The 15,313-nt window shown below is 67.8% G+C and carries 8 protein-coding genes; 6 read left to right on the top strand and 2 right to left on the bottom strand.

What is annotated here, in order from left to right:
* Positions 1-130 precede the first annotated feature (130 nt).
* On the top strand, positions 131-1,162 hold the full coding sequence (locus IPG61_06735) for a S41 family peptidase (GenBank protein MBK6733774.1): 1,032 nt from the start codon (positions 131-133) through the stop codon (positions 1,160-1,162).
* Positions 1,163-1,374: 212 nt separating this feature from the next.
* Complete coding sequence (locus IPG61_06730) at positions 1,375-1,878, top strand: hypothetical protein (GenBank protein MBK6733773.1); 504 nt, start codon at positions 1,375-1,377, stop codon at positions 1,876-1,878.
* A 113-nt stretch (positions 1,879-1,991) separates the two neighbouring features.
* On the opposite strand, the gene IPG61_06725 is transcribed toward IPG61_06730, so the two are convergent.
* Positions 1,992-6,407 (bottom strand): T9SS type A sorting domain-containing protein, encoded by a 4,416-nt coding sequence (locus tag IPG61_06725; GenBank protein ID MBK6733772.1) that lies wholly within the window; start codon positions 6,405-6,407, stop codon positions 1,992-1,994.
* 18 nt (positions 6,408-6,425) lie between these two features.
* Complete coding sequence (locus IPG61_06720) at positions 6,426-7,040, bottom strand: hypothetical protein (protein ID MBK6733771.1); 615 nt, start codon at positions 7,038-7,040, stop codon at positions 6,426-6,428.
* 765 nt (positions 7,041-7,805) lie between these two features.
* Here IPG61_06720 and IPG61_06715 point away from each other — a divergent pair.
* The 4 genes from IPG61_06715 (at position 7,806) to IPG61_06700 (ending at position 14,992) form a co-directional block, all read left to right on the top strand.
* Positions 7,806-9,896 carry a T9SS type A sorting domain-containing protein gene (locus tag IPG61_06715; GenBank protein MBK6733770.1) on the top strand — a complete coding sequence of 697 codons (2,091 nt, stop codon included), beginning with the start codon at positions 7,806-7,808 and terminating at the stop codon, positions 9,894-9,896.
* Positions 9,897-10,086: 190 nt separating this feature from the next.
* Positions 10,087-11,037: a beta-lactamase family protein gene (locus IPG61_06710; GenBank protein MBK6733769.1), complete on the top strand. Its 951-nt coding sequence runs from the start codon at positions 10,087-10,089 to the stop codon at positions 11,035-11,037.
* Complete coding sequence (locus IPG61_06705; protein ID MBK6733768.1) at positions 11,034-11,771, top strand: DTW domain-containing protein; 738 nt, start codon at positions 11,034-11,036, stop codon at positions 11,769-11,771. Before IPG61_06710 ends, IPG61_06705 begins: the two co-directional genes overlap by 4 nt.
* A gap of 311 nt (positions 11,772-12,082) precedes the next feature.
* Entirely contained in the window at positions 12,083-14,992 is a 2,910-nt protein-coding gene (locus tag IPG61_06700; protein ID MBK6733767.1) for a sulfatase, read from the top strand.
* The last annotated feature ends 321 nt before the right edge of the window (positions 14,993-15,313 follow it).

Raw genomic sequence — 15,313 nt, 5'->3', positions numbered from 1 at the left:
GTGCGGATATTCGGGGCCGCAGCCCCCGGGTGGCAGGACGCGTATAGCCTTGTGAACAAGTGTGATATCCGGTAGGATCGGCCCTTGTTTCCGGCAATTCGGCCTGGTGGCCGGCGGAAGGAACCCGAACATGATGCGACGTGTGCTCGTCCTGGGATGTGCGGTGGCGCTGGTCGCAACGGCCGGCCGGAGTGCCACCGTCGGCGACACGCTTGTCCACGAGGGGCTCGCGGCGATCGCGGCGCAGGCGATGGGGGCCGACGCCATCGACTGGGGACGGATCGAACGCGAACTGGCGGCGAAGTTCGGGCCCGGTGAATCGCACGCGGCGCTCGCCGCAGCCGTGGCGATGCTGAACGATCCGCACGCCAGCTTCTCTCCACCGGCGGCAGTCCCCGTGACGGAAGCCGCGCCGGCGGACAACGACGGGTCGTCACAGGCGTCGGCCGCCGCAGACGCCCCGGTGCATTCGATTCCCACGGTGCCCGAGGGGCGCCTGCTCGACGACGGCGTGGCATACCTGGTGGTGCCCGGTTGCCTGGCGCCGGACGTCGACGGCCTTCGCGCGTACGCGAAAGCGGCGGCGCTGGAGCTGGCGCGCCTTGGGCAACAGGAGCCCAGGGGCTGGCTCATCGACCTTCGCCTCAATGGCGGCGGCAATCTCTGGCCCATGTTGCTTGGGTTGCGCCCGCTGCTGCCCGAAGGTCCGCTCATGACCATGGTGAAGGACGGGCAGGTGCAAAGCCGGTTCGGTGTGGGCGAGGCGAGCGCCTGGATCGACTGGGGCAGCGGCGCCGAGGTGCAGCTCGATTGGGGCGTGGACGGTGCGCCCCCGACGATGGCGCCGCACACGGGACGCATCGCGCTGCTGACCGGCCCGTGGACCATGAGCAGCGGCGAAGCCCTCGCGATCTGCCTGCTGAACGGCACCCCGTCGCGCAGCTTCGGTGAACCGACGGCCGGCCTTACCACGGTGACGAACCAATACCGGCTTTCCGATGGCTCCATGCTCACGCTGCCGGTGGCGCGCATGGGCGATCGGGATGGCCACCCGGAGACGGGATCGCTCACGCCCATGCAGGCGGCACCTTTCGGCGACTGGCCGGAGCCCGCCGACGGCGCCGCCCTGGCGGCGAGGGCCTGGCTGCTCGAGACGCCCTAGATCCCGGCGCGCGCCGTCCGGCGGCGGTGGCATGCCGCCTGCTCTTCCCACCCTGCGCCCGGCACCCGACCGCAACAGGGCACAACCGGATACTTGCGGATCGCGCCCGGTGCCCCGTGGCGTGCGCAATGCGACGGCGTGCCCGCTGCGCCGTGCTTATTCTGTCTGGACAGCGGCCGCCGCGTCCGTCATGCACTCGAGGGAGGCCTCCCATGATCCGATCTACCCGAGCCTTTGCGGCCACCGCCTTATTGGCCATGGCCTGCGTGTGCATCATGGCTCCCGCTTCCCTGGCGCAGGACAGGCAGGTGCGGACAGTCACCGGTTCCGTCCCCGCGGCGGTCCTCGGCGCCTTCAACGATGCCTACCCGGATGCGGAAATCGAGGAGATGGCCAGCCTGAGCGAGGGCGGGCGGCCCCACTACGAGATCGCGGGTGTCGACGGGGGCATGGCGGTCAAAGCGGTCTACCTCGCCGACGGCACGCTTGTCGCGGTCGAGGAGGACATGATCCCGGAACTCCTGCCGGAATCCGTGACCAAGGCCATCGAGGAAAGGCATCCGGGGTCGAAGATCGTCAAGGCTGTGCGCAACACACGCGATGACGTCACGACGTACATGCTGAAGGTTGTCGCCGGTGGCCGCCGGCTCACGATGGTGCTCGACCAGGATGGTGCCGTACTTCGCGCCCGGGATACGGGCGGGAAGCGGCGGTAGGATAGCCATCGCCGGCGACCCCTTTGCCTCGCCGTGTCCCGGAAATGATTCGGCCGCCAATGCTCCCCGAGCCTGGCGGCCGAATCGTCTGAACCATCTGAACGGCTTCGCTTCTATTTCAGCAACATCATCTTCATCATGCCGGTCACCCCGTCGGCGGTCAGGCGCGCCAGGTAGACGCCGCTGGACACCCGCTCGCCGTTGTCGGCGATGCCGTTCCATGTCTCGATGTGGCGACCACTGCCACGCGCGCCGCTGACCAGCGTCCGGACCAGGTGGCCCTTGACGTCGTAGACTTCCAGGCGCACCTGGCTCGCGCGCGCCAGGTCGTAGGTGATCTTCGTCTGCGGGTTGAACGGGTTGGGGGTGATGTCCACCAGGCCGGTCAACTGCGGCGACGGCACCTGATCGTCCACGCCGCTTGCCCACATCGGCTTGATCACGAGATTGTACGTGCCTGCCTTCGCCAGCTCACTCGACGTCGTCTTCCAGACCGCCAGGCAGTAGTACCCTTCGGCGGGCACATTGACGACCACGAGTTCGTTGCCGCCCGGGCCGCCACCGGAGTGCGACGTGCCCAGCGCGTCGGACTTGCCCAGGTAGGTGAGATCCGCGCGATGCAGCGTCACGCCCCAGTCCACCGAACCGGAGAGGTTCATCAGGTGGATGCCCAGTTCCCCGGCCGGGAGATACAACTCCACCAGGTTGAGGATGCGCCCTTCCGGCAGGCTGAAGGGTCCGTAGATATCGTTCGGATAGGCGATCGATGTCGCCGACGCCGTGGCTTCGGTCGCATAGGTGTCGCTGCCGTTGTACCGGACCACGCCCGCGTCGTACGGCTGGTAACCGCCGGGGACCAGGTTGAAGTTGACCAGCACGTAGTCCGAGTACGACCCGCCCCAGTAGGAGCCGGTGAGGTTGTCGGCGAACCCGCTCTTGGCGCCCGCGCTTGCGTGATGCAGGCGCAGGTCGACGTCGCTGCCGCCGCCCGTCGGCATGGTCGCGATGGCCTGCCAGTAGCCGCCCCAGGGGGGCGTCCGCAAGCCGTCGCAGTTGGGATGGAAAGGCTCACCAGTGCTCAACGCGGCCCAGCCGCCGTAGGGATCGGCGGGCATTCCCCGGACCACCGGCGTGTTGTTGACCAGGGCCAGCGGCGACCACACCCATTGCTCGGTGTAGTCGTTGTTCCCTTCGTGGATCTCCTCGATCGCGTTCTCCGCGTCCGGCTTCCACGCCAGCGTGTGCCGGCCGCCGGAGAAGGTGAACGGGTAGCCCCAGTTGAGCATGCCGTTGGCGTAGCCCGGGAACCAGCCCCAATTCACCCACGCCGAGAAGCCGCCGTCGATGTGGACCTGGGCCGGCAGGCCTGCCAAGGACATGCCCGGGCTTTCGTTGCGCACCGCCACGTTCAGGAAGGTCGAGGCCGTATTGCCCGGGAGGACCAGCGGCGCCGGCACCGCCTCATTGGTGCCGTCGTGCGCCGCGCGCGGCACGATGGGCGCGTACCAGCCGGCCGCGTACAGGGGGACGAAGTCGGGCGGCGTTGCGTCGATCTCGATCGTCACGTTGATCGGCAGGTTGCCCTGATCCCAGTTCGCGTCGCGGTAGACCAGCAGGGCGTGGTAACCTTGCGAAGGGATGTTCAGGTCCATCCGGGCCCGGCCGGACGCATCGGAATACCCCCAGGCCGTCGGGTAGGGCAGGGCGCCGACGTCGAAACTCGCGTCCAGCCAATGCGCATGCAGCGGGCCGTTCGCCGGGTCGGTGTCGACGGTGATGCTCACCGCGCCGACCTGTTCCGCCGACACGAAGAACTCCCAGATCCGCAGCATCTGGTCCTGGCCGAAGGCCACGGTCACCGAGTCGCCATAGGCGATGTTGCCATTGGTGACATGGGTGATCTCGTAGTCTTCGGCGCGGCCGTCCTGATTGACGATACCCACGTCGAACGCGGTACCCCAACCCGTCCAGTTGTGGTTGACGATGACCGCGTCGATCGTGGCTCCGCCGATGTAGGAGCCGGCCAGCGGCGTCGCGAAGCCGGTCGAGGCCCCTGCGCTGGCGGCGAACAGTTCCACGTCACGATCATTGACGGCGCTGAGCGGCCGCATGACGGCCACGTCCCACCACGAGGTGCCGCTCATGCGCACGCCGTCGACGTTGCCGTAGAGCGGCGAGCCATCAGTGACGGCTTCCCAGCCCCCGGTCGGCTGCGGCGGCGCCGCGCGCACCACCGGCACGTTCGGCGTCAGCGTCGCCGGGTTCCAGATCCACTGATGGGCCCAGCGATTGTCGGTCTCGTTGGTCTCGGCCACCAGATCCGTGGCGTCGAGGCGCGCCTCGTAGGTGTGACGGCCGCCGCGGACGGTGATCGGCGGCGACAGGTTCGTAATGTACTGTCCGTTGAAGGCCGCCAGTTCCGGGAACCAGCCGAAGAGGTTCCGAGCGCCGTCGACAAAGATGTTGAGTTCGTGGTACGACGCCGTAGACGATTCGCCGCTGTTCCACAAGCCGACATTGCACCAGGTCGCCGCGGATTCGCCGGTGAGCATGGCGGGGGCCGGCACACTGCCGAAGCTGGCGTCGGTCGTCGACCGTGGCACCAGGGGGAAGTCCCAGCCGGGGAACTGGTAGAACGCCAGGTTGGCAGACAACGGTGCGCGTACCGTGTAAGGCCCGCTCCATGCGTAGGTACCGCTCCACTTCCCGGAGCGGTCCAGGGTCCGGATGCTGAAGTAGTAGGTGCCCGGCGCCAGTGTCGGCGTCGTGTAACTGGTCACGTCGCCGAGGTCCATGACGGCCGTCGGCAGGCCGATGCCGCCGGCGATCGTGATGCCGTAGCCTTCGACGCCGGAGACGTCGTCGGCTGCCCGCGTCCAGGCCAGGTCGATCGTCGGGTCCGCCGAGTCCCCGCCGACCGCGTGGCTCGGCGAGTACAGTCCGGTGACGGCCGGCGGGGGGCTCATGTCCAACTCGTAGCCGCAGTTCTTCGCCGTCGCCCAGAGGGCTTCGCTGTACCCGGGGTAACGATTGCGGAACGCGGCCAGGAATGACCAGGCCGAGGTCGGATGGTCCAGATCGACGGTGGCGATGACCTGGCTCCAGCCGAGCGACAGCTCATCGGTCTCCGGGAACGCCGCGTGATCGTCATTGGTGGCATCGCCGATGTCGCGCACCACTGCCGCCAGGAATCCCTCGGTGGTCAGGGGATCGGCGTAAGAGGAGAAACAGGTGCCGAGGCTCTCCATGTCGTACACCGATTGCGCCGCGAGTCCGTAGGTGGCCGCGTAGCTGCCCGGGATGACGTCCCCCATCCAGTCGGGGAAGCCCTCAGTGAACGAGATGTTGTCCGTCTCGGGGCACCACAGGCAGTGCCCGCAGCCGTCGTTGTCGCAGATGCCGTTGCAATAGAAAGGCGCCGGACTCAGCGCATAGGTTTCCATCCAGTGGTGCCCGTATTCGTGGCTGATCACGTTCTCGTTCCACTGCTCGCCTGTGCTGACATACATCTCGCCGTTGTAGAAGGCGCCGACCTCCCCGTTCGGCCAGTTGCAGCGGATGTAGGGCGCGTCGTAGCCGTAGCCCTGCCACCAGCGCCAGGTCCGCGTGAGGTTGGTCATCAGATGCAACGCCGGATGATCGTTGATGTCGCCCGGCTGCAGCCAGCCGAGGTCAAGGTCGCTGCCCGTAAAATTCCAGTTCGTGGCCGACACCCATTTGTAGGGGAAGCGTCCACCTTCCGGCAGCGGGTCCCAGGCGGGATTCGTCACCGAGAACTGCCAACTGACGGTCGAGGCCGTCACGTACAGATCGGGCTCGGCGTCAAAGACGCCGGGCACCCAGGTGACGGTTGCGTCGTACCAGCCCTGGGCGTCGGTGCGAAGACTGGCCAGCGCCCCACTGTCGAAAGGGTCGTTGTCGTCATAGATGAATATCGACACCCCGTCGGCTCCGACGGTCGTACCGTCGCTTCGCTGGTAGACGAACCGGCCATGCACGCGCACACTGCGCGATTTGTCGGGCACGGCCTTGTCCGTCCGTTCCGTCGGCGTGAACTCCATCGGTGGGAGCATGGCCCTCGCCTCGTCCGTCAGCGGCGGCACGTTGCCTGTCGGCTGCGCGGAAACCATGGCACCCGGCTTCAACAGACGGTTGATGGCGGCCGGCGAGAGATTGAACTGCCGGGTGACCGGATAGCCGTCCACCACGAAGCTGAACTCGAGCCACTGCTCCGGGTCTTCGGTCACCACGGAGAAATCCACGACCAGTGCCCGGCTCTTGTCCACGCTCACCTGCGGGGACACGGCCAGCGACAGCTGATCCCAGCTGGCACCGCCGAACCTCATGTCCTCGAGCACGAGGGGCGTGCCGGCCGTGATCTGCAACTGGCCCGTGAAGGGCACGCCCGGTACGGCCGCTCGCGGCTCGCCGAGGATCCTGATGTGAACCGGCGGACCGACATCGGCCCGGGCTCCGACGGTGCCCAGCAGGGCGACGATCGACGCCAGAAGGCAAAGCAGCTTACGCATGATCATGCCTCCTGACGGCTAGCGGACGGGGTTGATGGGCACGGGACGATCGACGACCGACTGCACGACGGGACGTGGCGCGTCCCAGTTCGCCAGTGCCGCCTGCAGTTGGTCGATGCGTGCCTGGTCGCCGTCGCGCGTGGCGAAGTCGAGTTGCACTTCCAGGAGCTGGCGCTGCGTGGACATCTTCTCGCGTTCGATCTCTTTCTGGATCTCCGCGGCGTCAGCGCTCCCCGACCCCGCTTCGAGACGGTCGATCATGGCCTGGATCTTCTGACGCTGCCCGTCGATGACGGCGTCGAAGGCGGCGCGACGCTCAGTGCGGGCCGCATCGGCGGGCGCGGCGGCGTCAGTGCCCGCAGGCCGCTCGAGGGTCATGGCGCCGCTGCGCAGGGCCTCGATCTCGGCCTGGTTGGCCGGCAGGTCGGGAATGCCCGCAGCAGGGTCGGCGACCATTGGGGTAGCGCCCGGCACGCCCGGCAGTCCGGTGACGACGGACGGATCGGACACGGCAACCGGGGCGTTCACGGCCTCCCGCTGCGGCTCCTGCCCTGACGATTCGACTGCGGCCTGAATAGGTGCCGCGGCCAGGAGCACCAGGACGGCGGGAACGAGACGACGAGCGAGAAACATGGCGGAGCCTCCGGTCAGGGGTTCGGTGGCGGGGTCGCCGCGGTCCCGGAAGCCGCCGCCCGGTGGCGGTCGGTGGCATCGCGGCTCCCGGAAATCCCACAAGTGTGCTTTGATTAAGAGACTGGCGGCCCGCAGAAATCATGATCGATTCTCAGTTTATTTTACAGAAAGGTCACTATTGACATAACTGATTGGTATTGAATTAGTTGGGCACGATATTGACTCCATCCCGATGTCGGTCCGGCCTGCCGGGGAGCCTGCGGACGGGCCTTGGGCTGCGGTTTCCAGGCGACGCGCAGCCATCCTCAGCCAGATGAGGACCTGCACCAGGAGCGCGAACAGGCTGAACGACAACAAGCGAAACAGGACCTGGGTCTGCACCGCGGAGAATGTCCCGCCACCCAGACGGCAACCGCATCCAGGGACTACAGCCCCGGATCACTCCTCATCGTTGGTGTCTATATCGACGTTGCCCCAGTGGCGATGAGCTTCCGTGCCTGCGCGACCGGGCGGTTTCCGTACCTTTAGCACAGTTGCCCGGCGACGGCGCTCGATTGACCGGCGGGCGCGCGGTATGGGACAATGAAGCGGTGATGATCGGGAAGACCATGGGGGAGGCGGACCATGTCGAAGCGAATGAATGCGGGAATGTCGGCTCCGGATGCCGCGCGGTGTACGCACATTTCAAGGCGATGTTCTCGCCCCGCACGGACGGCTTGGCTCCTCGCCGTCATCGTGGCGGCAACCCTCGACAGCGTGCCGGCTATGGCCGCCGACTGTGCCGACTACGGCAGCTTCATGCGCAGGATCGGTGAAATCGCGACCGTGGTCTCGGCCGGCGATCTCGCCGTTGCCGGCGACGTCCTCTGCATCTCCGGCGGTTTCTCCGGCCTCGCACTGGTCGACATTTCCGATCTGGAGAATCCGCAGCACCTGGGTGTCGTCGACACGCCCCACATGGCCTACGCCGTCGCCGTCTCCGGCCACATCGCCCTCGTCGCGGACTATCGTGCGGGACTTCAGGTGATCGATTTCACCGACCCGTCGGCCCCGACGCTCGTGGGCAGCTTCGACACACCGGGCTACTCCTGGGATGTCTGTGCGCAGGACACGCTGGCGTACATCACCGACAGCGACGTCGGGCTGATGGTGATCGACTTCGGCGATCCCGCGCACCCCGCGCTTGTGGGGCAGGTCGCGATCGAGGGCTTTGCCGCTCGCCTTGCCCTTGCCGGCAACCTGGTGTACGTCGGGACCGATTCGAACGGTACGCTGATCGTCGATGTCACGGACCCGCAGGCGCCGGTGGTTGTCGGCCACGTGGTGATACCCTCGTCCGTAGCGAGTCTCGCCGTGGCGGGCGACATCCTCTATGTCGGCGACAACGCTTCCAGGCTCCTGTCGATCGACGTCAGCGTGCCGGCGGCGCCTCAACTGCTGGACCAGGTGCCTGTGTCGGCCGAAGGCGTCGCCGTGGTCGACGGTCTCGCGTACGTCACCACCTTCAGTTCCGGCCTGTCGACCTACGATGTCGCCGACCCCTCGGAGATGGTGCGGCGCGGTGACCTGGCGTTGCCGCAGGGCGCCAACAGCGTCGTCATCCGCGGAAACCGCGCACTGGTCGCGAACGGCGGAGCCGGTCTGCAGGTCGTCGACATCGCGAGCGTCGACAGCCCCCCGACTTTCGGGTCGGTCGCGATCACGAGCAACGTCACCGCCGTGGCCGCCATGGGTGATTTGGCCTGCTTTACGCGATACCCCGGAATGGGTGTCGTCGACGTGTCACATCCCGCAGCGCCCTTCCTGGTGGGCACTCTCGACCTGCCCGGCGAGTCCGTCGGCGTGGCCGTCGCCGGTTCACGCGCCTGCGTGGCGGCCGGCATGTCGGGCCTGCATGTCGTCGACCTCACCGATCCGGGGGCGCCTGCACTCATGGGAACGATCGACACGCCCTGGTCGGCTACGGGTGTTGCCATGACCGGCAGCTACGCGCTGGTTACGGATGGGGAATCAGGGATGCTGGTCGTGGATGTCTCCGATCCGTATGCGCCCGCCATCGCAGGTGTGGCCGACACGCCGGGTTCGGCCCGTTCGGTCGTCGTGGCGCAGGGCCATGCCTTCGTCGCCGACTGGATGTCCGGCCTGAGCGTGATCGATATCAGCGATCCTGAACATCCCGCCATTGTGGGCGGCGTCGACACGCCGGGGACCGCCTGGGGCGTGACCGTGTCGGGCAACGTCCTTTATCTCGCGGACGGCAGCGAGGGCTTCAGGGTCTTCGATATCACGAACCCCGCCATGCCCCAACTGCTGGCCGTCATCGACACCCCGGGCGGCGCCCGGCACGTCGTGGTCGAGGCGGGGTACGCCTTTGTCGCCGACGGCATCACCGGCCTGGTGGTGATCGATGTCGCGGATCCGTTGCATCCGGTCATCGTCGGAGGCGTCAACACCCCGGGCACGGGGATGGACGTGACCCTGGTGAACGGCGCCGTCTGTCTCGCCGACCTGATGAGCCTGCGGATCCTGCCCATGCCGTGCGGTGTGGCGGCCGCCCCGGAACCCGGCGTGACGGTGGCCTCGAACCGGCGCCTGTGGGCCTTCCCGAACCCCGCGACGGGCCGGACCTCGATCCGCCTGGTCGCCGGCGAAACGGAACTGCTTCGCGCGGATGTGTACGACATGGCCGGGCGCAGGGTGCGCAGCCTGGCGGCCGGTCCGGCAACCGCCGGCATCCGCGAGTTCGCCTGGGATGGTTGCGACCAGTCCGGCCGTGCGCTGCCGGCGGGCGTCTACTTCGTGCGCGCCGTCACCGGCAGCGGGGAAGCGACGGGGCGCGTCGTGCTGACGAGGTAGGCCGGTTCAGCATCCGCCTGCCGCGATTTCCGGTTCCTGTCAGGAGAACGGCATGGTGTCATCGCTTCGCTTCGTGGTCACCTCGGCACTGCTGTGCCTGCTGGCTGGCGTCGGTTGCGGATCGTCGGATGGGGACGACGATCCCGGCCCGCCGGACCCGACCTGCACCGTGGCCCAGCGCGAGGCGGAACTGGGCGTCGCGTTGGACGCCGTCGTGACGGACGCGGATTTCGCCTTCGCCGTCCAGCGCGCGGACGGCCGCCGCTACGTCCACAACCGCGGCGCTGCGAGCCTGACGACGGTCTACGAATCCGCGTCGACTTCCAAGCTCGTCACGGCCGTAGTCATCCTGCGGCTGGTCGAACAGGGTCACCTCACGCTGGCCGACCATCCCCAGGACCACATCCCGGACTGGCCCATCACTGCCGGCGACCCGCTCCGCGACCTGACCCTGGCCCACCTGCTGAGCTTCACCTCGGGACTGACCAGCGAACCGCTGTGTCTCAACCTGCCGGGTGTCGACTTCGAGAACTGCGTCGGCGCCATTGCGACCGCCAATGCGGGCAACGGCAAGGTCCCGGGCACGGAGTTCCACTATGCGAGCACGCACATGCAGGTGGCCGGCCTGATGGCGATCCAGGCCCGCGGCTTCACGTCATGGACGCAGGTGTTCGACGAGTTCCGGACCCCGACCGGCCTCTTCCCGACCGGCACCTACGACCTGCCTTCGGCCGGCAATCCGCGCCTGGCGGGCGGCATGCACTGGACGGGCGCGGAGTACCTGGATTTCCTGGTCGCGTTGCGCGGCGGGACACTGCTCGGCGAGGCCGCCATGGCCGAGCTCCTGCAGGACCGCACCGCGGGCAGCGTCAGCATCGCCTATTCGCCGGTCACGGCGATCGGTGAGCAGTGGCACTACGGCTTCGGGTTCTGGCACGAGTGCGCGAGTGCGACGTTCAACTGCGAGGCAGGCGTGCGCATCTCCAGTCCCGGCGCCTACGGCGCCTATCCGTTCTGGGATCGCCGGCTCGATGTCGTCGGTATCGTGGCGCGCGAAGGTGCGCTGCAGACGGGCTTCGAGGGGGTGTCCGTCGAGCGTGCTGTCCGGGCGCAGGTCGAGGCGTGGAACAACTGCCGATGAGCCGAGAGGTGTGTTACCGCTGCTTCTGGCCGAAGGCGCACTGCTGGTGTGCCTCGATCGAGCCGATGCACACGCGCACGCGCTTCGTGCTGCTCATGCATCCGAAGGAGTGGAAGCGGGAGAAGGCCGCGACCGGCCGGCTGACGCACCTTTGCCTCGCGGAGAGCGAGGCGCACATGGCACTCGAGTGCGACACGCATCCCGCCGTGAAGGCGATCCTGGCCGATCCGGGCAGCTTCCCCGTGCTGCTCTATCCGGGCGAGGGCGCGCGCAATCTCTCGCGTGGCGAACTCGCGGCCTCCGACCTTGGCGACCGCCGCCTGGTGGTCTTCGTGCTGGATGCGACCTGGGGCCGTGCGCGCAAGATGCTCAAGCTCTCGCCGCTCCTGCAATGCCTGCCGCGCGTCGTCTTCACGGCGTCGGCGCCGAGCCGCTACGTGATCAAGCGCCAACCGCAGGAAGGCTGCCTCTCGACGCTCGAGGCCGTGCACGAGACGCTGCTCGCGCTCGCGCGCCACGGACTCGATCGCTACGACCGGCCCGACCAGCTTCTCGCGGTGTTCGACCGCATGCAGCAGTTCCACATCGATTTCGCGCGCGATCCGGCGCGGGCCGAACGCCGCTATCATCGCTCGGCGCCGCCCCTGCCGGATGTGGAGATCGCCAGGCGGTTTTCCGACCCCGCTCCCGCCGCGACGTCGAGGCGGCGGCGCTTCATCCGGGGTGGCGGGTAGGGCATTGACCAGGCTTGTGTCGCGAAACCGTGACACACGGCCGAGCGATGCCCGACAGGCATCGAGGGCTGCATCGATCGCCACACTCTCAGTTGGTGACCCCGCGAAATTTCCTGCGATCTGCGCACGTCGTGCGCAACAAATCGTCATTGCCTGCGTAATTCGACTCTGTAGCCACAAACGTGCGCCGGCCGGTTCGATCGGCACGGCGCCACGACGCCCCCCGTCCCTCCCTGCCGCCTCTACCCGGTGTGCTGGCGACGCAGCGCCGCAGCGATCCCGCGGGGACCGCTGAAACACCGGGAGTGATCATGCTGCGCAGAGTGCTGGCGTCCGCGCTGGGGCTCATCCTCGTTCCGGTACTTACCGGGCTCGTGGCGTGCGATCGCGCGCACTCCGCACGCCGGCCGGACGTCGTGATGATCGCCATCGATACCCTTCGGTCCGATCATCTCCACTGCTACGGCAACGACTGGATCCGCACCCCCAACCTCGACGCCCTGGCCCGCGACGGAGTCCGCTTCACACGCTGCTACGCCACCGCGCCATGGACCCTGCCGTCGTTCGCCTCGATCTTCACCGGCCTGACGCCGAGCCACCACGGCGCCGTTGGAGGAACGCGCGAGGTCCTCGACGACCGCGTCACCACGCTCGCCGAGCACCTCGGCGGCGCCGGCTACCGCACCTACGGCGTCGCGAGTGTCAAGTGGCTGACCCGCCCGTTCGGCACGACCCAGGGCTTCAACTTCGAGTTGCCGTTGAAGTCGTTGCCAGACCTCGAAGGAGGGCCGCTGGTGACGGCGCTGGGGCTGGCCACGTTCGACCTGCCGCGCGACATGCCGCTCTTCACATTCCTCCACTACTTCGATGCGCACGCCCCGTACGCGCCACCGCCGCCGTTCGCGCGTATGTACTACGAGGGCGACGAGCGGGCCCCCGGGGTGCCGGTGCTCGACTTCCTGCGCTCGACGGCCAACGCCGCGCCCAACCGCGACGGGGGCATGTACGACTGGCTGGCCGGTGTGACCGACCTGCGGTTCCCCGCGCGGGAGTACGCGGCCGGCGTCAGCTACACCGACGACCACGTGGGCCAGGTCGTGGCCGAACTCAAGCGGCGCCAGCGCTACGACGACACGCTGATCATCGTCGTGGCCGACCACGGCGAGCACCTCGGCGAACATGGCCTCTGGTTCACGCACACGCTGCCGTACCAGGAGACGCTGCACGTGCCCCTGCTCGTCAAGCTGCCGCTCGGCCGCGCCGCCGGCCGCGTGATCGACACGCCGGTCTCCACGCTTGATATCCTGCCGACCCTGCTCGACTGGCTCGACCTTCCGGCGGCGGCATGCGACGGGCGGAGTCTGCGGGATCTCGTCGAGGGACGCGACCGGGGTGACCCCTCGCTGCTCGTGGCCGAGCAGGGGTCGGAGCCGGACGACTTCTCCAAGTCGCTCACGGTCTGGCCGTGGAAGTTGATCTACTTCCGCTCTCCTGCGGGTGAACGTTACGAGCTCTACGATCTGGGCCGGGACCCCGAAGAGCGGCGCGACCTCGCCGCGCAGCGCCGGCCGACCTGGCCCGCCTCAGTGCCCGCCTCTGGGAGCTGTTCGAAGAGCAGCGTCCCATCGGCCGCGACGCGGCGTCGGGCGCGGCCGACCTGGACGCCCGCGCCCGGCGGCAACTGCGCTCGCTCGGCTACGTGGCCGGAAGTGATGCTCCGAAACCTTCGGCTCCGTCCACTTCCGGCTCAGCCTCCGGCGCGGGCCGGCCCGCGAGCCCCGCGCACGAATGAACGGCGCGTGATGGCGCGCTCAACGCCGTGCGGGCTCCGGCATCGACATCGCGACGGGGCCTTTGCGGACCTGTATCGGGATGCTCAAAGCACCAATCGTCGGCAACGATCCGTCGGCGCGAGCCTGCCCGTCCTGATGTTCGCGATACTGCGCCATGACCGATTGCGCAGCGGCGGCAAGCGGCCCGCCGGCGCTTACCAGCGGCGACCCCGGCAAGGGCTGGAAGCCGAGGCCGGAGGAGTCGGCGAAGCCGGGATCCGTGCCCGCGATGCAATCCTGTGCGGTCACCGAGCCGGTTGGTGCGCCTTCGTGGCTGTTGCTCCAGCCCGTCGTGAGCCAGCAGTGGCGCAGTTCGACGTCGCCTGCGTCAGCATTGATCGCCAGACGCGCGCCGCCCGCGGTGACATGGATCACCGTATTGCGCACGTCCGCCGCCTCGTCGCCGGTCGACAATCGCAGCAGGGTGGTGTTGCCCGGCCGTGTCGAGTAGACGGTGTTGTGGTAGAAATGCAGTACGCCCTTGCGGTAGAAGTCCTCGTCGCCCCCGTCACCGCCATAGTGCACGATCTGGCTGTTGCCGGTGCTCTCGTTCTCGATCAGCAGGTTGCCGTAGACCAGGGTCGTGCGGTATCGGGGATCGTCGCGCAGTTCGACATAGTCGGTTTCGACCAGGTCGAGTTGACGGTTGCCCGCCTCGATCCAGTTGTAGCGGATCACGGTGCCGGCCGAGCGGTCCTTGAGGTTGTTGCCGCCACAGCCGGGACGCAGCGGGCCGTACCGGTTGTACTCGAAGAGGATGCCGAGGCACTCGGTGTAGGAGTTGTGCTCGTAGATGCTGCCCTCGATGCCGTTGGCGTGGATGTAGTTGCCGCGCAGGACGAGATCGCTGACCTGGGAGCCGGCGAAGACGCCGTTGCCGCAGTCCGTCAGCACGCAGTCCTCGATGGTGATGTGGGCGCCGATCTCGGCGTGGACCGCCGCCGCGTTCGTGCTGTAGGTGCCGGGAGCGCCGGCGTCGTCGGTATAGGCGTATCCTGGTCGACCGCTGCGGATTTCGAGCCCTTGCAGGTGGATATGAGCCGGCACGATGTCGTCCGCAGGAAGATTCGAGCCGCCGATCTTCACCACGGAGCGGCCCTCGTTCCAGTAGTCGAGGGCGAGCCGTGTCACGGCACCATCCCCGCTGATCACCGGGCGGGCGCCGGTCACGGGGTCGCGAACGCCGAGGACCACCACGGGCGCAGATTGCGTCGCCGCCGTGTTGATCACCCATTTCGCGAGGTAGGGTTGCGGGCGGTGGTGGATCCGCACCAGCGTCGACGGCGCCAGGGATTCCCAGGGCACCTGCGTCGGCTCGGTCAGGGCATAGCCGGGTCCGACGTCGAGGACGACGGCAAAATCCCCGGCGGCCCAGGTGGAAACAGCTGACTCTTCGAGGGGATCGGGCGGGGAAGCAATCGGCGCGGCAGGGTCTTCCCTTCCACAGCCGAGAACGATGAGGAGCGGACAGACAGCGAGCAGACGCGTTCGTGTCGCAGGCATGATGCACCTCTATTGCTGGTATTGAACGACGAAGTGCAAGCCGCGGACCGTCAGCGGATTCGGCGAGTTCCCTTACCACATGCTATGCAGGACCGACCCCATGCGCCGGCGCAACTGTCCGCCGGCCTCACGTCCAGCGCCTGCGGCTGTTCCGTCGGGATCAAGGTGCGGGCGGCGTTGATCGTCACCGCCTCGGCCTCGGGCGCG

Source organism: bacterium (assembly GCA_016703265.1).
Lineage (GTDB): Bacteria > Krumholzibacteriota > Krumholzibacteriia > LZORAL124-64-63 > LZORAL124-64-63 > CAINDZ01.
The sequence above is the reverse complement of the archived record's forward strand: the minus strand, read 5'-3'. Positions and strand labels throughout refer to the sequence as shown.